This is a genomic window from Acidobacteriota bacterium (assembly GCA_016196035.1).
Lineage (GTDB): Bacteria > Acidobacteriota > Blastocatellia > RBC074 > RBC074 > JACPYM01.
Window position 1 is genome coordinate 154,118 of record JACPYM010000107.1, and the last position, 17,744, is coordinate 171,861.

Sequence of the window (17,744 nt, forward strand, 5' to 3'; positions counted from 1 at the left end):
TGGTCTTGGTTTCAACTGACCACTGACCACTGACCACTATGAAGCGAGGGCGACCTCTACCGGATAAGAAATGTATTGTTGCGCCACGGCAGTATGAATCTGCATACATTGGCGCTGAATGTTGTCGAGATAGGCGTGCAGGTTATCGGCGATGATCTCGTCCATCTGGGCGAACCCCAGCGTCGCGCGCAACTTGCCGGCCAGGCGTTCGGCACGGCCCGCCCGGCCTTTGCCGGCAATCTTGGCGATGGCTTGCAAAGCGGCTTCGACGCGTTCGGCGGCAAAGCGCACGGAGCGCGGGGATTCGGCATTGAGCAACATAAATTCGGCAATGCGCTCTGACTTCAAATCCGCCGTGTAGGCCTGGCAATACGCCTCAAACGCCGTACACGATTTCAACAAGGACACCCAGGAAATGTAATCAGTGCGGCTCTGTTCCGGCTGCTCCGGCGCATCCAGCAAGGCGCGCAAATGCACATCCAACAGCGTCGCCGTCGCGCCCGCGCGTTCGATAAAACGTCCCAGTTGGATAAAGTGCCAGCCCTCACCGTGATTCATCGTCGCATCGGTGATGCCTTGGAACAGATGCGAGCCGTCTTTGATCGGACGGTAAAACTCGTGCGGCTGGGCGTAGATTGCATCCATCTTGGCTTCGCGCGCGCGCAGATAAAGCCGGTTCAGCCGCTCCCACATCTCTTCGCTGATTTGTTCGCGCACCTGCCGGGCGTTCTCACGCGCCGCCGTGATGCAGGCGACCAGCGAATCCTGCTGGCGCAGATTGAAGGTCAAGTGCTCGGTGATGCAATACACATCGCAGGGCGACGTTTCCGGCATCGCTACCCGCAAGCTATTGAGCATCCATTGCCAGCGCTCGTTCGCCTCATCCTGCGACTGATCCAGCAAACTCAGGTTGAGATCGAGCAAGCGCGCCGTATGCTCGGCCCGCTCCAAATAACGGCTCATCCAATAAAGATTGTCAGCAACTCGTGAAAGCATGTTGTTAGAGGCTAGAGATTAGGGGCTAGGAGCTAGAGCTAATTAGCCCCTAGCCCCTAGTACTCCATCAAGCTGAAAATGAGGGATGTAGGGCGGGATTTAATCCCGCCCTACATCCCGGATGCGCTCTCAGCATCCATCACTTACAGCTTGATGGAGTACTAGCCCCTAATCCCTCAATATAAAATCCAAGTGTCTTTACTGCCCCCGCCTTGCGAGGAATTGACGACCAGCGAGCCGCGCCGCAAGGCCACACGGGTCAGGCCGCCCGGTACGATGGTGGCTTGCTCGCCATAGAGAATGTACGGGCGCAAATCCACGTGGCGCGCCTCGACCCGGCCTTCGATAAAGCAGGCCGCGCGGGACAGCGCCAGCGTCGGTTGCGCGATGTAATTGCGCGGATCGGCCTGAATGCGTTGGCGAAACTCTTCGCGCTGCGCGGCAGTGCTGTGCGGCCCGATCAGCATGCCGTAGCCGCCCGATTCGCCGACGGCCTTGACCACCAGCTTATCGAGATTTTCCAGCACGTGCTGCCGCTGCTTGTCTTCACTCAGCAAAAAGGTGTGGACGTTCGGCAAGATCACGTCTTCATTCAAATAGTATTTGATGAGCGCGGGCACATAGGCATACATCGCCTTGTCATCAGCGACGCCCGTGCCAATCGCATTGGCGAGCGAGACGTTGCCTGTGCGGTAGGCGTTGAAAAGGCCCGCCACGCCCAGCCCCGAATCGGGCCGGAAGGCGAGCGGATCGAGGAAGTCATCGTCTACGCGGCGGTAAACCACGTCCACGCGGCGCAACCCCGCCGTCGTGCGCATGTAAACCACATTGTCATGCACGATCAGGTCGCGGCCTTCGACCAGTTCGATGCCCATCTGCCGCGCCAGGAAAGTGTGTTCGTAGTACGCCGAATTGAAGACGCCGGGCGTCAGCAATACGATGGTCGGATCGGGCCGATTGGCCGGGGCCAGCGAACGCAACGTCGCCAGCAACGCTTGCCCGTAATGGTCAATCGGGCGGACGTTGTAATTGCCAAACAGGCGCGGATAGACCTTTTTCATCACCACGCGATTGGCGAGCATGTAAGACACGCCGCTCGGCACGCGCAGGTTGTCTTCCAACACGGCGAAGCTGCCATCATTCACACGCACCAGATCGGTGCCGACGATAGAAACGTAAATGTCGCGCCGCACGCGGATGCCGCGCATTTCGCGCCGGTAATGCTTGCAACTGTAAACCAGTTCGCGCGGCACGACGCCGTCCTTGAGAATCTTTTCGTCGTGATAGAGGTCTTGCAGAAAGAGGTTGAGCGCCGTGATGCGCTGGGTCAGCCCGCGCTCCAACTGCGTCCACTCATCCGCCGTGATGATGCGCGGCAGCAGATCGTAGGGGAAGATGCGCTCCGTCCCCTCGTCGCTGCCATAGACGGTGAAGGTGATGCCCTGATTCAGAAAAGCGAGGTCGGCCAGTTGCTGCCGCTGTTTCAATTCAGCGGGCTGCAATTCCAGCAAACGATGATAGAGCTGTTGGTACTGCGGGCGCGGCTCGGTTGCCGCCGCGAACATCTCGTCGTAAGCCGCATCGAGTTGGTAATTGCCGAAAGGCGCAGCAAGCCTCTGCGTTCCTTGCGCAACTAGCGAAGAGTCCATGCAAAACTCCGCAAAGTATCGCGCACCAGTAGGGTGCCTCTTCAGGGGAGGAAGTTAAATCGTTGCTGTATGGTGGTGCTTGCCGTCGTTGTCGACAATTTATATTGATGGAGCAGTAGATCTGCGAGGGCTTTATACCCTATCGCCCGGCTATCCGTCGAGAGAGGAAGGCTCGCCCTACCCTGAAATGCTAAAAGCCTTGTGCACCTGTCACGAAGAGGATGGCTGGCCGCGCCGTGGCGTTTCACCAACCGCGCTGAACGCCAACCTCAAGTGAACATCCATTATGGCAGTTTGCAGTTGCGTGCGACTGGGCCCGCGCGCGATGCCAGCGTAGGGCAGGTTTTCAACCTGCCCTACGCTGGCATCGGACGGGTAGGTTGAAAACCTGCCCTACAACTTGCTGGGTCGCAGACAAGTGCAAATCGCTCTAAGCTGTCTTGTGGTACTCCATTTGCCATAAATCCGCAGTGGAGATTAAAACGTCGCGCGCACATCGCGCAGCCACAAATTACGGACTTTATGTGAGTGACGAATGTATGGAAAACCAACAATGAAGCAAAAAATGGCGGGTGAAGATACACCTGTGAACACTGCTCTCACCGCATGAAATCCAGGAGGGATTCAAACATGTTTCATTCAATTAAGCTCAAGAAACTGGCGACGGTATTGCTCGCGGTCGTCTTTCTGCTGGCGACGCTTGCGCCGAGCGCAGAAGCGCAACGGCGGCGACGGCGTCCGAGCAAAACCAAGAACATTGCCGTGAGTACCGCCATCGGCGCCGTGGGTGGCGCACTGATCGGCGGCAGGAAAGGCGCGCTGATTGGCGCGGGCGCGGGGGCTGCCGGTGGGTATGGCGTGTACAAATACAAAAAGCATAGAAGACGTCGTTAATGGCAAATGCTCGGTCGCATCAATGCCAGGTGGCACGGCAACTGCTCTGTAGTTAGTGCCCCTGGAAGAAAGACCAGGCAGATGCAATGAGGAGGACTTATGAAACGACAATTAACGCAAGTAGTGGGATCGGTGCTCTTAACAGGCGCGCTAACGGGGCTTGTTCCAAGCAACGCGCTGGCGCAAGATCGCTGGCATCGTCGGCAAGAACGGCGCGAAGAACAGGTAGAACGTCAGGCCGAACGATTGGATCGTCAACAGGAACGCTGGGAATTGCGGCGTTATCGGCAACTGGACTGGCAGCGGCGGCTTCGTTATCAAAGCCGCGGTGGCAATCGTATCGTGGGCTATTATGACCGCTTCGGACAGTTCCAAGCGGTTGGCTATTATGATCGGTTCGGTAACTTCTGGCGTTATCGCTAACACAATAAATGTTTCCACGAAAAAAGGCCCGCCGCCAATTCAATTGGCGGCGGGCCTTTTTTATTCGCGGCAGCCTTCATCGCCTACTAGTACTCCATCAAGCTGAAAATGAGGGATGTAGGGCGGGATTAAATCCCGCCCTACATCCCGGATGCGCTCTCAGCATCCATCACTTACAGCTTGATGGAGTACTAGCTACTTAATCTCCAAATAAACCTGCACCGACCGCAGCCCAACGAAAAAGCACTTGCCAGCAATGAACTGGCAAGTGCTTTTAAGTGAAGACGACCCGTACGGGATTTGAACCCGTGTTACCGCCGTGAAAGGGCGATGTCCTGGACCGGGCTAGACGAACGGGTCAACGAAAATGAAAGAACAAGCTAAGCCGCAAAAACGAAGGCGCGATATTACTGACCGAACCCTATGGCGTCAAGCCAGCGGGCAAAAGATTTTCAGGGCTATCACTTAAGCCCCAACCCCAGCACTTCGCGGCAATACTTGAGGCTCTTTTCCAACTCCGCCTTTTGATATTCCTGTTCGGCCACGCGCCGCTCCTGCCCCGCCGGGACCTTGAATGGCGCGCGCGCCTGGCCGCGTTTGGCGAGCTGAGTGAAGCCCAAGAACTCCTGCGCGCGGATGTCGTGGTAAGGCGTCCAGAAATCCGCTTGCTGATAAGGGAACGGGCGAATGCCGCCAGAAATGATTTCGAGTTGCACCGCAACGCCGGGGCACAGTTGCGCAAAGCGGTCGAAGTATTTCGGCCAATCCACCAACCCATCGCCCATCGCCATCCACATCACTGACGCACCCTCGGGCGTTTCCCAAATCATCGAATCGCGTATGCCGGTCGTGGCCGCATAAGGCCCCAGGATTTCCAGATTGTGCAGCGGGTCTTCCAGCGTCCAGGCGGCATTGCCGGAATCGAGCGTCGCGCCGACGAAATCGCGGCCACAGGCTTCGATCAGATTCACCAATTCCCAGGCTTGCATGTCGCCCGCATGATTTTCGATGGCGATTTTCACGCCCGCATCCAAGGCACGCATACGCACGGCGTGGCAAACCTTGATCGTATCCTGCCAGCGCGCCTCCAAGCCGCCGGGCAACAGGCGGTCGTCGAAGGTGCCCTGGTAGCAACGCGCCACACGCGAACCCAGCGTTTGCGCGACGCGAATCAGCAAGGCCAGATGTTCTTCGGATGTGCCGTATTTCTTGTTGAAGCTTTTGGCCGACGGGCAAATGCTGCCCGTTCCGGCCTGCACTTCGATGCCCAGATCGTCGGCTTTTTTCTTGATGTCTTTCAGATAGGCTTCGCTGTGGTTCTCATACACGTCGAGGTCGGAAAAGAGCACGGTATCCACCTTTAACGTGGCCGCGTAATCGAGCAGTTGCGGCGCCTTCCAGCCAAAGGCGCGGATGGCGAAATTGTCAAAGCCCAGTTTCAAATTGCGTTTCTTGGTTGTTTGCATGGGATTCTTTTGCGCCGCGCCCGAGACGACCGAGCCAGAAACGGCAGTCAGGGAGGCGGCAGTCATAGATTGGATAAACTGGCGGCGTGGTATCGCGTTTTTCATGCCTGTAGTGATGTTCGCTCGGGAGTTTGCGCCGCGCCTTCAAGACCTTATCCAGGAGAAAGGGCGCGTTGCGCGCGCGCAGTATAGTTGATCCTGAAAAGCTTGCCGAGGGTGGGCCGCGAATTTCTGTATCAATCTGCGGGGCCTCGACGTCTATGCTAGTGCTAGGGGGGTGAGTCCCTCAACACCAATAACCCTGATTTCAACCCAGATTTCAACAAGGAGAATTTTCAATGAAAACGCGAATTGCATCTCTGTCCGCCTGCTTCGTCCTGGCTTTGCTGACGGTCGCATGGGCCGCCGACGTCAACGGCAAGTGGACGGCAGAAGTTCCTGGCCGCCAAGGCGCCATGCAAACCATGACCATGACCTTCAAAGCTGAAGGCAGCAAGCTGACGGGCACGGTGTCGGGCCAACAAGGTGACACGGCGATTTCTGACGGCAAAGTCGAAGGGAATGACATCTCTTTTACGGTCGTGCGTGAGTTCAACGGCAACAGTATCAAGCAGGTCTTCAAAGGCAAACTGGCCGGCGATGAAATCAAATTCACCCGCTCCACCGAAGGCGCACCGGGTGGTCAAGCACGGCCACCGGTCGAATTCACCGCCAAGCGCGCCAAATAATCCGCCGGGAAAGCTCGAAAAAACTTTCTGCCACGAAGTGACACAGAAACCAAGAAGATGCTGCTGTAGCCTTTCTTCGCGGTTTCGGCGTCACTTTGTGGCTCAGTTTTTTTGGTGGCAGCATGCAGGCTTGGCCGGGGCGACAGTCAAATCCAAGCGTTCTTTCAAGCAGCCCGGTACACTGGAAGCGGTGCGTACCCAGGTTCGGCTTATTTCTTCAGCGGCACTGTCAGCCGCAAGCGTGTGCCCTGCCCCTGGGCGGAATCTATCTTCAAGCTGCCGCCGAGTTCCGCCGCGCGCGCCTGCATATTTTTTAGACCGTTTCCGCCGCGCGTCCGGCTCAGCACAGTGAGGGGGCTGCCTACAGCCAACTCCGCCGCCGAGAGTTGATAGTCAAAGCCGCAGCCATCATCGCGAATGTCGGCGGTCAGTTGTTGGGGCGTCAATTCGAGGTTGATAGAAAAGTTTTGGCAGGCGGCATATTTGGCCGCGTTGTTGATAGCTTCTTTGAGAATCAAAAAAAGATGGCGGCGGCGGTCGGGATCGAGTTTGATTTGCGCAATGTCAGGCGGGGCGGTGAAGCTCCAATGGACGCCTTGCACTTCAAAGACATCCGCCGCGAACTGGCGCGCGCGCGCAATGACCTGCTGCAAATCATCGCGGCGCGGATCAATTGCCCACACCAGATCGCTCATCGAATCCACCAGCCCACGCGCCGAATCGGCAATCTCCGTCAGCATCACGGTCGCTTGCGCCTGCTGCCCATTCGGTTGACCTTGGGTCTGCTTCACGGCCTCGCTGAGGATGGCCATGCGCGACAAACTGGCGCCGATGTCGTCGTGCAAATCGGTGGCGATGCGCGTGCGCACACGTTCGATTTCCAGCAGCCGATTGATGTGATAGCGGTTGGCGAAAATGGCGGTGGCGCTCAACAACGCCAGCCCCACTGCGATAAACCACCAGCGTTGCCAGAAGGGCCGCAAAATTGTGAAGCTAATGCTAGCGGGTGCGGAGCTGACCTGACCAGCGGCATTCACCGCGCGCACCAGGAAGCGGTAACTGCCGGGCGTGAGATGGGCGGCGACGGTGCGTTGCTCGCTAGGAGAACTCCAATCAGGGTTGTAGCCCTCAAATTTATACTGGTAACGCGGCGGCGCGCCCAGGGCGAAATTCACGCCAAAGAAATCGAGTTCGAGTTGATTTTGATTCGGCTCCAGCCGCAGTCCGTGAAATTCGCGTTGGCCTAATTCGGCTACAGCCTGCGGTTGTCCGGCCACGCGCAACCCGCTGATCACCACGTCTGGTGGCGGTGCCACCTCGTCGTGTTCGGCGGGAATCATCAACGACAGCCCTTCGCGACTGGCGAACCAGAGCGCGCCGCTTTGATCGGCAAACGCCGCCAGCACTTCGCCACGCGCCAAGCCATCGTCTTCGGTGAAATGGTGAATGCGCCCGGTGCTCAGTTCCAGGCGATCCACGCCGCGCGCGTGCGCGATATAAACGCGGCCCCAGCGATCTTCGACCACATACCAAACGACATCGCTCGCCAGGCCCTGGGCCGCCGTGTACTGTGTGAAGCGCGGCTGGTCGGCGGTAGGGTCATCACAACGCACCGCGCCGCGCCCCTTGGTGCCCGCCCACAAACGCCCGCTGCGATCCAGGTTGACGCCCTGCACCAATTCAAGCGGCACACCGGCTGCTTGTCCGAAGTATTCAAAGCGCTGGTTGCGCCAACGCACCAAACCGCCGTTGTGCATACCCAGCCAGACATTGCCGGCGCGATCTTCGGTGAAACGGTTGACCCAGTTATTGGGTGGCAGGCCCTCGGCTTCGCCGTAACGATGCCAGGCGTTCGACGCACGCTCCCAACGGGCCAGCGTAGTCGGCGGATGATAGGAACTGACCCAGATGTCGCCGCGCGCATCGGCAAAGATGCGATTGACGTTGTCGTCGGCCAAACCATCGCGAGTGGTATAAACGCGCGGTTGCACGCGCCCCAGATCGGCCAATTCCTGGATGCCGGAAAAGCGCGCGACGCCCGCGCCGCTGCTGATCCACCAGTCGCCCGCTGCGTCCTCGACCATCTCGCGGTTGCCGACGCTGGATTCGCTGAGCTGTTTGGGCAGATTCAACGTCACCGAATGAAACCGCGCGCTGCCGAGTGGCGTGCTGGCGGGCCGCTGTTCTTGCCGATTTTCTTGCCTGTTTTCCTGGTTGATGTACCAGGCGTTGCTGATGACCGTCAGCGTGCCGTGGCGGTCGGCAAAAATCTGCATCACGTCGTTGATGGCCAAGCCGTCTTCCTGCCGAAAGGTCACCATGCCGTAGCGCGCCACGCGTGTCACGCCGCTGCTGCGTGAGCCAATCCAGAGGTTGCCCGCTTCGTCTTCGGCTAGCGCCGTCACACGCCGCGTGAGGCCTTCGGTGTAGTTGGAAAAACGCCCGCCATCAAACCGGCTGAGCGCGCCGCTGCGTGTGCCCAGCCAGATGCTGCCCGACGCGGCTTGCTGGAATGCGCGGATGTTCGGATCAACCAAGCCGTCTTTCGTCGTGTACCAGCGCACTTCGCCCGCTTTTTCGGGCAACAGCACGCGGCCATTGGCGAGGTTGTCGCCGGTTGATGCAGTTCCCAATGAGCCGGGCTTTTCATTTGCCAGGGCGGCGGGTTCGGGTTTGAAAATCAACAGGCCGGAATAATGCGCGATCCAGATGCGGCCCTGCGGATCGCAGAGCAGCGTCCAGACCATATCCATGTTTTCGCTGGGTCGAATGCGGTAATGTTTGCGCCGTCCATCCGGCAGCAGGCGCGTCAAGCCGTAATTCGTGCCGATCCAGATGCTGCCTTCGGCATCGCCGCGAATGCGCGAAACTTCGATGGTGTCTTCACTATGGCCGGGAATGCGCAACTCGACGCGCTCAAAAACAACCTGGGCGCTTTGCGCGGGCAAGCGGTACACGCCGTTGGTCGTGCCGATCCAAAGCGTACCTTGCGCGTCTTCATACAGCGTGACGACGCGCAACACCGGGTTGCTGGCGTTGATCGGATAGGTGGTGAAAAAGCCCGCGCTCGTCCGCGCATTGCGGGCAGGCGTGAAGCGTGTGACCCCGGCGTAGGTCGCCAGCCAGAACGCACCGTTGCGGCTCTCGACCAGATCGTTGACCGTTGCGTGCGGCAAGCCGTCTTTGACGCCGTAATTGACAAAGCGGTACCCATCAAAGCGCGACAAGCCATCCAACGTGCAAAACCAGAGAAAGCCCCGTGAATCGCGCACGATCTCCAGCACGTTATCGTGCGTCAGCCCGTCGGCAGTCGTGTACAACTTGAGCGGCAATTGCTCCGCGCCAACGCACGCGGCGAACAACGCCAGCCAGAAAAAGGCGAACCTACTTGTGCGTAACCGGAACGGCATAGTGGAATAAGTACCGCAAAACGCCGAGACGCGCCACCGCGCATAGGAAAAAGGGTAGGGGGTCAAGGGGAGAGCCAAGCCGCAGATCAACGCGGAGCACGCCGATCAATCCGCTTGGGTAACAAGGTTGAGCAGCGTTTTTCAGCGTTCATCTGCGGCAAGACCTCTCCTCTTTGAGCCATTACCGGAAAAAGAAATCGCCCACGCAGACAAACGAAAGGACACGAAGTAGGATTTCAAGACTCCTATTTCTTCGTGCCCCTTCGTGTGTCTGCGTGGGCAAGCCCATCCCCACAGTCATAGCGCGTCAATGACTGCCAACACATCCTGGCTGTGCGTCTCCGGTTTCACTTTGCTGAAGATGTGCGCGATCTTGCCCTCTTCGTCAATGATGTAGGTGATGCGCGCAATGCCCATGTACTTCCTGCCGTATAGACTTTTCTCAACCCAGGCGTGGTACTTTTCGAGCATCGTATGTTCGGGGTCTGACAAGAGCGTGAACGGCAGCCCATATTTCGCGGTGAATTTCTGATGCGCCTTTTGGTCATCGGCGCTGACGCCCAAGACCACCACACCGCGCTTTTGTAACGCGGCGTAATTGTCGCGGAAGCTGCACGCCTCTTTCGTGCAACCGGGCGTGTCGTCTTTGGGATAAAAATACAGCACGACTTTTTTGCCTTTGAAGTCGGCCAGCTTGACCGTCTGCCCGTCGGTGTTTTTCAGACTGAAGGCGGGCGCTTTGCTGCCGACCTTGAGTTCGCTTGCCATTTGGTGTCCCCCTAAAAAATCTGTAGGGCAGGTTCTCAATCTGCCCACGATTGGGCAGGTTGAGAACCTGCCCTACACCTTAAAACTAACGCTCCACCGTCAGCGGCCGCTCCAATTTCAAACGCACGATGGCGTTTTGATCCAGGCGCACTTCTTTGCCCCTGCTCAGCAAAATGCCGACAATCACCGCGCCGCCATAAACACCGGCGAGCGCGCCAATCGTTCCGCCATAGCCGTAACCTTCGCCATTGATGGCGCTATTGATGGCGCGCGCGTTGCCTGCCAGCACCGCGACCGTGGCTCCGGCGCTGGCTAGGCCCACCGCCGTGCCGACATTCGTCAACACCTTGCCGCCGTCTTTGCCGCCTTTGAGCGTGCCTTCGCCATCGCTTTTGATCTTCTCATCGCGGGAAAAATCCGAGACCGATTTGATCATCGAATTGAGCCGCCGTTCGCCGCTGTTTAAGCGAATGCGCTCGAAAGTCAGATGCAAGCGACCGCCTTTGAGCAAGCGGCCCGCCGGTTCGGCGACGGTCACACGTCCGACGACTTCGGTACCCTGCTGGATGATGACGCGGCCATCCACGACCACATCGCGGCGCACGGTGGCCAGAATCTCGTCGCCCGGCTCGCTCAGTTTGGAACTGACCGAGTCGCGCAGGCTCAATTGCATTTCGGTGCCGGCGGGAATGACGATCACATCTTCATCTTTGATCGGCGCGGCGGGCGCAGGATTCTGGGCGGCGCTAGCGAACGCCGGTAATAACAAGGCGCATAAACAAAGCTGCGTGCAAAATCTTTTGAACATCCACTTCCTCCTAAAGCTTGCGGCTCCGACTTGCGGTTCAGTTGCGTGGCCAAATTGCCTGTTTGAAGCTGAGCAAACGCGCAGCGCTGGTATGCTAAACCCGCCCCTCTGCCGGGGCAAGCGCGCCGCGTGTACGTTTGCAACAGCACAGGAACGGCGGGCGCTTCAATTGTTGCAAAGGACGGGCGGACACTATAGCCTTGGGACGGATTTTCTAATGAACGATCAACTCGACATGAAATTGTTTTCCGTGGAAGAAGCCAACGCGCTGTTGCCGGTGGTGCGCAGTCTGTTCGGGCAGATTGACCGCGAACGCGCCGTGCTGCGCCGCCTGGCCCCTGAAGCCAAACGCGCTTATGACCGCGCCGAAGAGAATGGCGGCATTGATCAAGGGGTCAAATACGCCCACGCGCTGACCGGCTTTATGGTCGCCGTGCAACAGCTTTTGAGCCTCGGCGTCGAGATCAAGGATTTCGAGCGCGGGTTGTGCGACTTCCCCCACTGGCGCGACGGGCGTGTCGTTTACCTGTGCTGGCAACGCGGCGAAGACCGCATCGAATGGTGGCACGATACCGACGCCGGGTTTGCGGGGCGACAGCCGTTGTGAAGGCAGCAGACAGAAAACCGTCTTGCTGATACGCATGTTGCAAGACCGGGTTGTTGAATTGCCGGGTTGTTGAATTGCTGGGTTGTTGAATGGGAGGATTTCATGATGACCAGTGAAAAGAATCTGACGCTGGAATTAACTCAACCTGAGGCGGAACAGTTTCAAGCCTTCCTGGCGGACTATCTGGAAAAGGTGCGGCTGTCGAACGAGCGCATGGACAAGGAGGAAGCCGAGATTCAACTCCTCAAAAAAGAATCCCGCCGTCTGCTACGCCAAATTGGAGACACGCTCAATGTTGAAACAGTTTTTTGACGCCCTGCTGAGCGCCTATCAGATCATGCAGCGCGTTGAGCGGCTCGAAAAAGAGTTGAAAGAATTGCGGCAAGAACACAACGCGCTGCTGGCCCTGGTACAACGCATTGCCCAAGAACAACAGCACGCCAAAGAACGCGAAACAGATCAGCACCGCCTGCTCCGGTTGGAAATCGAAAACCGCATCCTGCGCGCACAACGGCAACTGCCTCAGCCTGGTAGCGCCACCGAAGAATAAATCGCTATCGCCTGCTACTGCCAACCGCCAACCGCCAACTATCTTGGAAACTGATCGGGGTTGTCCGTAAACAGCGCATCCACGCCATACGTAAACAGGAACTGCCGCATCTCTTCGCGCACGTCTTTGTATTTTCCAGATTGACCGAGGTGGAAGGTATACGGCGTCACCGTCAGCCCCAGTTCATGCGCCCATTGAACGATCTTCGGCTCGGCTTCGATCAGGCTTTTGGAGGGGCCGATGCCGTCGGCGAATTTCTTGACCTCTTGCAAACCTGCGGGATTCAGCCACTGCTTTTCATTCCCGTTATGCACCAGAAACACGCGTGTCAGTTTTGAATTCAACTCGAACGCCAGTTTGCGCAGGCTGGCGGCACTGAAGGATTGGATGATGATGGGCGTTTTGGGATCGGCGTTGGGTTGATCCAGCTTGTGCTTCTTCAGCTCGGCCAGCAGCAGCTTTTCCATCTCGAAACCGCGTTTGCCATACACTTCTGGCTCTTTGGTTTCAGGGTAAAGACCGGCTTTGCCACGCACGGCTTGAATGGCTTCGGTGAAGGTCAGCACGCGCGTCCCTTTGAATTTTTCGTTGAACCAACTGCCCGCGTCCAGCCGCTTGATTTCGGCCAAGGTGAAATCGGCCACGTACCAATGCTTGACGCCGTTTTCAACGGTCGCACGTTCAGGGAAAACTTCTTCAATATCGGTCGTGCGTTCGAGTGTGAGGTCGTGCAGACAAACCAGCACGCCGTCTTTGGTGATCTGCAAATCCTGCTCGATGAAATCGGCCTTCTGTTCAATGCCCAGCCGGTAGGCCTCGATGGTGTGCTCCGGCGCGTAACCCGACGCGCCGCGATGCGCAATCAGGATTTTCTTTTCGGGCTGGGCCAAGCTGACGGCGAGCGGCAAACTGACCAGCAACAAAGCGAGCAAGCCAAGTTGCCCAAGTCGAATAAGGGTGCGTGACATAAAGTTCCTCCGGAGATGTGTCTGTGATGTGGTAATTGATGGCGGCTATCCTGAGAACTTCGCCCGGGTAAGTCAATCGGTGCATAGGTTGCGCGGAAAATTTTGCGGCAATTTTAGGTGAAAGAGTGTTTTCCGCCCGCTCGATCAAGGGTTGATGTGGTATCTTGCCAATCTGCTTTGCCAACCTGCTTCGGAGTGGTTGCGCCGCGTTTTCACATCAGTGTTGCGACGCCTACTTTGAACTATGCGGCAAGCGCGGTTCACAAACTTTTCCCCCGCGATTCCACTGTTTGAGGTCGTACCAGTTATGAACGGGATTGTCATCCGGCTGGCCGGTGTGCCTAACCCAGAGACCCGCATCCTGCAACAAGAGGCCATCAGCATCGGCACGGCGGCGGATTGCGATTTGCAAATCGTCACCGAAGACCACTTCCTGCCGCCTGAAACGTACCTGCTGACCTTGCGTTTGAAAGACGGCGTTTATCGCGTGGCCGCCGCGACCAGTGAAGCCAATTTATTGCGCGACGGCGAACCGATTGCCGTCGGCGAAGCGATCCATGACGGCGACACTTTCCATTTTGGCTCAACCGGTATCCGGCTACGTTTCTTTGCGCTCAGCGAGGCGACAGAATTGAACGACTCCTTGGCACTGGGCACGGCAGTGCTGAAACGTGTCGGCCCGGCTTCCAAGCCCCTGCGTATTCGGCGCAGTCGGAATGGCTCGGCGGAAACGCTGCCCATCCCCCGCACTGATGTCGCGCTGGTTTTCGTCAAACAACTCGTGCGCGAGTTGGCCGCCGAAATCCCCAAACGCTGGCTTTACGTGATGGGCGGGCTGGCTGTGTTGCTGGTGGGCGCGGCGATTTACATTCCGACGCTGGGGTTTATTCAAGGCCGCCAAAATCAGCGCGCCATCAACGACCTCAACAAGACGATCGAAGAGACCCGCACCAAGCTCGAAGCCGTCAACAAAGAACTCACCAAAGTTGGTGAGAATGCCCAAAACGCCATCACCTCGGTTTCCTTCGCTTCACAAGTGGTGAAAAGTTACGGCGACAGTGTCTGCCTGATTTATGGGATGTATACCTTCGTTGACCCGCGCGCCGGGCGCGAAGCGCGCTTCCGCGAATTCAGCGAGAACAGCAATCCGATCAGCGCCAGCGGCGGCTTGAACCTCAGCACCGACGGCAACGGGCGCGTGTACGAAACCGAATTTATCGGCACTGGCTTTTTAGTGGACAAGGGCATCGTGCTGACCAATCGTCACGTGCTGCAACCCTGGGAAGATGATCCAGTCGCCAGCCTGATCCGCGCCCAAGGCTTTCGCCCGCGCGTGCGCGAGTTGTTGGTGTATTTTCCCAAAGCGCATCAACCCATTGCGCTGAAACAATTGGAAATCTCGACCGACCGCGACATCGCGCTGTGCGGTTTCGAGCAAGGCGACTTGAATTTGCCGGTGCTCCCCTTGGATGAGAAGGACGAGGGCGCGGTTAGCGGCCAATCGGTGGTGTTGATGGGTTACCCGGCGGGTTTGGAAGGCTTGCTGGCGCGCGTGGATGAGCGCGAACGCTGGGGGTTGTCACGCGTGACTTTGCATGCCGCGTTGAATGAACTCGCGGGGCGTGAGCAGATTCGCCCGCAATCTACGCAAGGCCACATCGGCGACATTACGCCGCGCCAACTGGTTCACGACGCACCCACCAGCGAAGGCGGATCGGGGAGTCCGGTCTTCGGCCTGAATGGCAAAGTCATCGGCGTCAACCAAGCCGTGATGCTCAACACCCCTTCCAATTTTGCCGTGCCTATTCGGTATGGCGTCGAATTGATTCAAAAACATAAAGCGCAAGCCCGCGCGGATGACGGCGCCTCATCGGCAAGTCCGGTGCTGGGGCAATAGCTTTCTTTAGATGCCAGGCAATGCCTCCGCACCACACCACATGTTGCGTTAGCCTTGCTATCCTTTTCTCCAACCGCTGTCTCTTGTATGGTGCACCAATCTCTCAAGAGGAGCTTCACTGTCATATTATGGAAACCACCGCTCAAGCAGCACCTGCGCAACTCAGTTTCCGCGAAGTCTTGCAATTGCCGCCCGTGCGCCGTTTGTGGCTGGCGCAAATCGTCAGCATCTTTGGCGACTTTCTGGCGCTCTTCGCCGTGCTGAGCGTCGTCTCGTTCAAATTGCATGGTTCGGCGCTGCAAGTCACGCTTATCAGCGTGGCCTTCATGATTCCGTTCGCCTTTGTCGGCCCGCTCGCCGGGGTGTTTGTAGACCGCTGGAACGTAAAGCGCACAATGATTGCCAGCGATTTGATACGGTCGGGGCTGGCGCTCTGCCTGGTGTTCGCCCACAGCTTGACTCAGCTTTATCTAATTCTGTTCGCGCTCAGCTTTGTCTCGACTTTCTTTGTCCCGGCGCAAACGATCACGCTGCGCACCATCGTACCGCAGAATGGTTTGATGGCGGCGAACGCGCTGATGCAGCAAGCCTTTCAACTGGTGCGCATCGTCAGCCCGGCGCTGGCGGGGTTGATGGTCGAACGGCTGGGCGCGCAATCGTGTTATTACGTAGACTTCGTGAGCTTTCTGTTCTCCGCCTCAATGATCGCCTCGCTGGTGATTGCGCGCGAAGCGAAACAACCCGATCCCAACAGCCATCCGCTCAAATCATTGCTGGATGATTTGATGGCCGGGATCAAATTCTGCTTTACGCACGAGACATTGGCCTTTGTCATTCTGGCCATGTCGGCGGCGATGTTTGCGATCAGTTGCTTTGGGCCGCTGATCGCGATTTATGTGCGCGATGACCTGCACGCCAATTCAACCGCCTTCGGCATCATCAACGCGCTAATTGGCGTCGGCATGATCTTCGGCACGCTGAATATGAACCGGGTGCCCGTGCGGGTCAGCAAGAGCCAGTTGATTCTGCTGGGGCTGTTGACGATGGGCGCCTTCGTGCTGCTGCTGGCCGCCTGGCGCAGCCTGATCGGCGCGGGCGTCGGCATGTTCGGCATCGGGCTGGGCGTCGTGTTCGTCTTTGTTTCGGCCCAGACGCTGATGCAGGGGCAAACGCCGATGGAGATGATGGGCCGTGTCAGCGGCAGTCTGATGGCCGCGCTCTCGTGGGCGCAATTGATCGGTCTGGCGATTTCCGGTTCGCTCGCGCACGCGACCGGCGTCAGAGCGCTGTTTTTTGCCAGCGCCGTGATGCTGGCGGCCTTCGCGGGCATCGGCTATTTTCGTTTACCCAACAATGCGGTGACGACGGGGCCAAGCCCGACAGTTTCGTAAGCACAACCATGAGGCATCGTTCGACAAGCTGCCAGCTTGTCGAAGTCTTGGCCGTTAGCCCGGTGGGTTCCCGCCAAGGCTTCGACAAGCTAGCAGCTTATCGGACAAACTGTATGCTGTCGCCCCGTTACGGCAGTGATCTGTGCCGCTGAGAAAATCGAATGAATCAGGATTTGCAATCTATGCTGGCCGAAGGGCGCGCCGCCGTTTCGCTCGACGGCATCCGCGCAGCACGCGAGATCGTTTACCAAACGCTGCAACCGACGCCGTTGCTGGAACACCCGCTGCTGAGCGAGGCCGCCGGCACGCGCGTCTTCGTCAAACACGAAAACCATCTGCCCACCGGCGCGTTCAAGGTGCGCGGCGGTTTGAACCTGATGAGCCAGTTCGCCGCCGCGCCCACGCACAGCGGCGTGATCTCGGCCACGACCGGCAATCACGGCCAATCCATCGCGCTGGCGGCCACGCGCTACGGCGTGCCCGCGACCATCGTCGTCCCGCGCGGCAACAACCCCGAAAAGAACGCCGCGATGCGCGCCTTCGGGGCACGGCTGGTTGAACACGGGCGCGACTTCGACGAAGCGCGCGAAGCGGTCGAGCAATTAGCATCGGCAGAAAACCTGCGCTACGTCCATTCGGCCAACGAACCATTGCTGATCAACGGCGTCGGCACTTACGCGCTGGAAATTATCGAACGGCTGCAACAACGCGGCGCACAAGCCGATGCGATCTTTGTCCCGATTGGGATGGGCAGCGGCATTTGCGGCGTCATCACAGCTTTTCGCGCGCTCTCGCCTGCGACCAGGATTTTCGGCGTGCAAGCTGCGGGCGCGCCAAGCAATTACCTTTCCTGGCGAGCGGGCCAACTCGTCACGACGCCGGAAGCCAACACCTTTGCCGAAGGGATAGCGACGCGCGCACCGGCGGCGCTCACCTTCGAGATCATCAAACAGAACGTGGATGAAATCGTGCTGGTCAGCGATGAAGAAATGCGCGATGCGATTCGCTTGCTGTGGCGCACGACACACAACCTGGTCGAAGGCGCGGGCGCGGCGGCGACGGCGGCGACGCTGAAGCTGCGCGCGCGTTGGCAGGGCCAAACTGTCGTTAATGTCATCTCTGGCGGAAACCTGGCGACTGAAACCTTGCGCCAGGTATTCAGCTAAAGCATCCTACGCGGCAGCAAAGG

Annotated in this window: 16 protein-coding genes and 1 tRNA gene; 9 read left to right on the forward strand and 8 right to left on the reverse strand. The window is 58.1% G+C overall.

From position 1 onward, the window contains the following. Window positions 1-36: 36 nt before the first annotated feature. Together HY011_30425 and HY011_30430 are read right to left on the reverse strand one after the other, a co-directional pair. Complete coding sequence (locus tag HY011_30425; GenBank protein ID MBI3427265.1) at window positions 37-996, reverse strand: alpha-E domain-containing protein; 960 nt, start codon at window positions 994-996, stop codon at window positions 37-39. A gap of 176 nt (window positions 997-1,172) precedes the next feature. Then, on the reverse strand, window positions 1,173-2,645 hold the full coding sequence (locus HY011_30430; protein ID MBI3427266.1) for a circularly permuted type 2 ATP-grasp protein: 1,473 nt from the start codon (window positions 2,643-2,645) through the stop codon (window positions 1,173-1,175). Window positions 2,646-3,251: 606 nt separating this feature from the next. Between HY011_30430 and HY011_30435 the strand changes: the two genes are divergently transcribed. After that, window positions 3,252-3,539, forward strand: a complete 288-nt coding sequence (locus HY011_30435) for a hypothetical protein (protein ID MBI3427267.1) — start codon at window positions 3,252-3,254, stop codon at window positions 3,537-3,539. 99 nt (window positions 3,540-3,638) lie between these two features. Beyond that, the gene (locus HY011_30440; GenBank protein ID MBI3427268.1) at window positions 3,639-3,962 is read left to right on the forward strand and encodes a hypothetical protein; all 324 of its coding nucleotides are present in this window, start codon (window positions 3,639-3,641) and stop codon (window positions 3,960-3,962) included. 285 nt (window positions 3,963-4,247) lie between these two features. On the opposite strand, the gene HY011_30445 is transcribed toward HY011_30440, so the two are convergent. After that, window positions 4,248-4,322, reverse strand: a tRNA-Glu gene (locus tag HY011_30445). Window positions 4,323-4,423: 101 nt separating this feature from the next. Next, complete coding sequence (locus HY011_30450; protein MBI3427269.1) at window positions 4,424-5,533, reverse strand: sugar phosphate isomerase/epimerase; 1,110 nt, start codon at window positions 5,531-5,533, stop codon at window positions 4,424-4,426. Window positions 5,534-5,766: 233 nt separating this feature from the next. On the opposite strand from HY011_30450, the gene HY011_30455 reads away from it, so the two are divergent. After that, entirely contained in the window at window positions 5,767-6,156 is a 390-nt protein-coding gene (locus tag HY011_30455) for a hypothetical protein (protein MBI3427270.1), read from the forward strand. Window positions 6,157-6,365: 209 nt separating this feature from the next. Here HY011_30455 and HY011_30460 read toward each other — a convergent pair whose 3' ends face one another. The 3 genes from HY011_30460 to HY011_30470 all read right to left on the reverse strand — a co-directional run bounded on the left by HY011_30460 (window position 6,366) and on the right by HY011_30470 (window position 11,142). After that, complete coding sequence (locus HY011_30460; GenBank protein ID MBI3427271.1) at window positions 6,366-9,488, reverse strand: hypothetical protein; 3,123 nt, start codon at window positions 9,486-9,488, stop codon at window positions 6,366-6,368. 375 nt (window positions 9,489-9,863) lie between these two features. Continuing rightward, the gene (gene bcp, locus HY011_30465) at window positions 9,864-10,334 is read right to left on the reverse strand and encodes a thioredoxin-dependent thiol peroxidase (GenBank protein MBI3427272.1); all 471 of its coding nucleotides are present in this window, start codon (window positions 10,332-10,334) and stop codon (window positions 9,864-9,866) included. A gap of 85 nt (window positions 10,335-10,419) precedes the next feature. Further along, a complete protein-coding gene (locus HY011_30470; protein MBI3427273.1) occupies window positions 10,420-11,142 on the reverse strand; it encodes a hypothetical protein in 723 nt (240 codons plus the stop codon). Between the two features lie 217 nt (window positions 11,143-11,359). On the opposite strand from HY011_30470, the gene HY011_30475 reads away from it, so the two are divergent. The 3 genes from HY011_30475 (at window position 11,360) to HY011_30485 (ending at window position 12,299) form a co-directional block, all read left to right on the forward strand. Continuing rightward, entirely contained in the window at window positions 11,360-11,749 is a 390-nt protein-coding gene (locus HY011_30475; protein MBI3427274.1) for a DUF2203 domain-containing protein, read from the forward strand. A gap of 102 nt (window positions 11,750-11,851) precedes the next feature. Next, window positions 11,852-12,061 (forward strand): hypothetical protein, encoded by a 210-nt coding sequence (locus HY011_30480; protein MBI3427275.1) that lies wholly within the window; start codon window positions 11,852-11,854, stop codon window positions 12,059-12,061. Beyond that, entirely contained in the window at window positions 12,042-12,299 is a 258-nt protein-coding gene (locus HY011_30485; protein MBI3427276.1) for a hypothetical protein, read from the forward strand. The genes HY011_30480 and HY011_30485 overlap by 20 nt, the downstream gene beginning before the upstream one ends. Before the next feature lie 38 nt (window positions 12,300-12,337). Here the strand turns inward: HY011_30485 and HY011_30490 are convergent, their stop codons facing one another. Beyond that, a complete protein-coding gene (locus HY011_30490; GenBank protein ID MBI3427277.1) occupies window positions 12,338-13,267 on the reverse strand; it encodes a glycerophosphodiester phosphodiesterase in 930 nt (309 codons plus the stop codon). Window positions 13,268-13,574: 307 nt separating this feature from the next. On the opposite strand from HY011_30490, the gene HY011_30495 reads away from it, so the two are divergent. From HY011_30495 to HY011_30505, 3 genes are all read left to right on the forward strand, one after another. Then, window positions 13,575-15,164 carry a trypsin-like peptidase domain-containing protein gene (locus HY011_30495; GenBank protein ID MBI3427278.1) on the forward strand — a complete coding sequence of 530 codons (1,590 nt, stop codon included), beginning with the start codon at window positions 13,575-13,577 and terminating at the stop codon, window positions 15,162-15,164. A gap of 128 nt (window positions 15,165-15,292) precedes the next feature. Next, entirely contained in the window at window positions 15,293-16,555 is a 1,263-nt protein-coding gene (locus HY011_30500) for an MFS transporter (GenBank protein ID MBI3427279.1), read from the forward strand. Between the two features lie 182 nt (window positions 16,556-16,737). Continuing rightward, window positions 16,738-17,721: a threonine dehydratase gene (locus HY011_30505; protein ID MBI3427280.1), complete on the forward strand. Its 984-nt coding sequence runs from the start codon at window positions 16,738-16,740 to the stop codon at window positions 17,719-17,721. Window positions 17,722-17,744 lie beyond the last annotated feature (23 nt).

Excerpts from the sequence above, each read along its gene's own strand:
- HY011_30455 (MBI3427270.1), top strand. The coding sequence starts at position 5,767 with ATGAAAACGCGAATTGCATCTCTGTCCGCCTGCTTCGTCCTGGCTTTG.
- HY011_30430 (MBI3427266.1), bottom strand. The coding sequence starts at position 2,645 with ATGGACTCTTCGCTAGTTGCGCAAGGAACGCAGAGGCTTGCTGCGCCT.
- HY011_30440 (MBI3427268.1), top strand. The coding sequence starts at position 3,639 with ATGAAACGACAATTAACGCAAGTAGTGGGATCGGTGCTCTTAACAGGC.
- HY011_30480 (MBI3427275.1), top strand. The coding sequence starts at position 11,852 with ATGATGACCAGTGAAAAGAATCTGACGCTGGAATTAACTCAACCTGAG.
- HY011_30450 (MBI3427269.1), bottom strand. The coding sequence starts at position 5,533 with ATGAAAAACGCGATACCACGCCGCCAGTTTATCCAATCTATGACTGCC.
- HY011_30500 (MBI3427279.1), top strand. The coding sequence starts at position 15,293 with ATGGAAACCACCGCTCAAGCAGCACCTGCGCAACTCAGTTTCCGCGAA.
- HY011_30425 (MBI3427265.1), bottom strand. The coding sequence starts at position 996 with ATGCTTTCACGAGTTGCTGACAATCTTTATTGGATGAGCCGTTATTTG.
- HY011_30495 (MBI3427278.1), top strand. The coding sequence starts at position 13,575 with ATGAACGGGATTGTCATCCGGCTGGCCGGTGTGCCTAACCCAGAGACC.
- HY011_30485 (MBI3427276.1), top strand. The coding sequence starts at position 12,042 with ATGTTGAAACAGTTTTTTGACGCCCTGCTGAGCGCCTATCAGATCATG.
- HY011_30475 (MBI3427274.1), top strand. The coding sequence starts at position 11,360 with ATGAACGATCAACTCGACATGAAATTGTTTTCCGTGGAAGAAGCCAAC.
- HY011_30435 (MBI3427267.1), top strand. The coding sequence starts at position 3,252 with ATGAAATCCAGGAGGGATTCAAACATGTTTCATTCAATTAAGCTCAAG.
- HY011_30490 (MBI3427277.1), bottom strand. The coding sequence starts at position 13,267 with ATGTCACGCACCCTTATTCGACTTGGGCAACTTGGCTTGCTCGCTTTG.
- HY011_30505 (MBI3427280.1), top strand. The coding sequence starts at position 16,738 with ATGCTGGCCGAAGGGCGCGCCGCCGTTTCGCTCGACGGCATCCGCGCA.
- HY011_30470 (MBI3427273.1), bottom strand. The coding sequence starts at position 11,142 with ATGTTCAAAAGATTTTGCACGCAGCTTTGTTTATGCGCCTTGTTATTA.
- bcp (MBI3427272.1), bottom strand. The coding sequence starts at position 10,334 with ATGGCAAGCGAACTCAAGGTCGGCAGCAAAGCGCCCGCCTTCAGTCTG.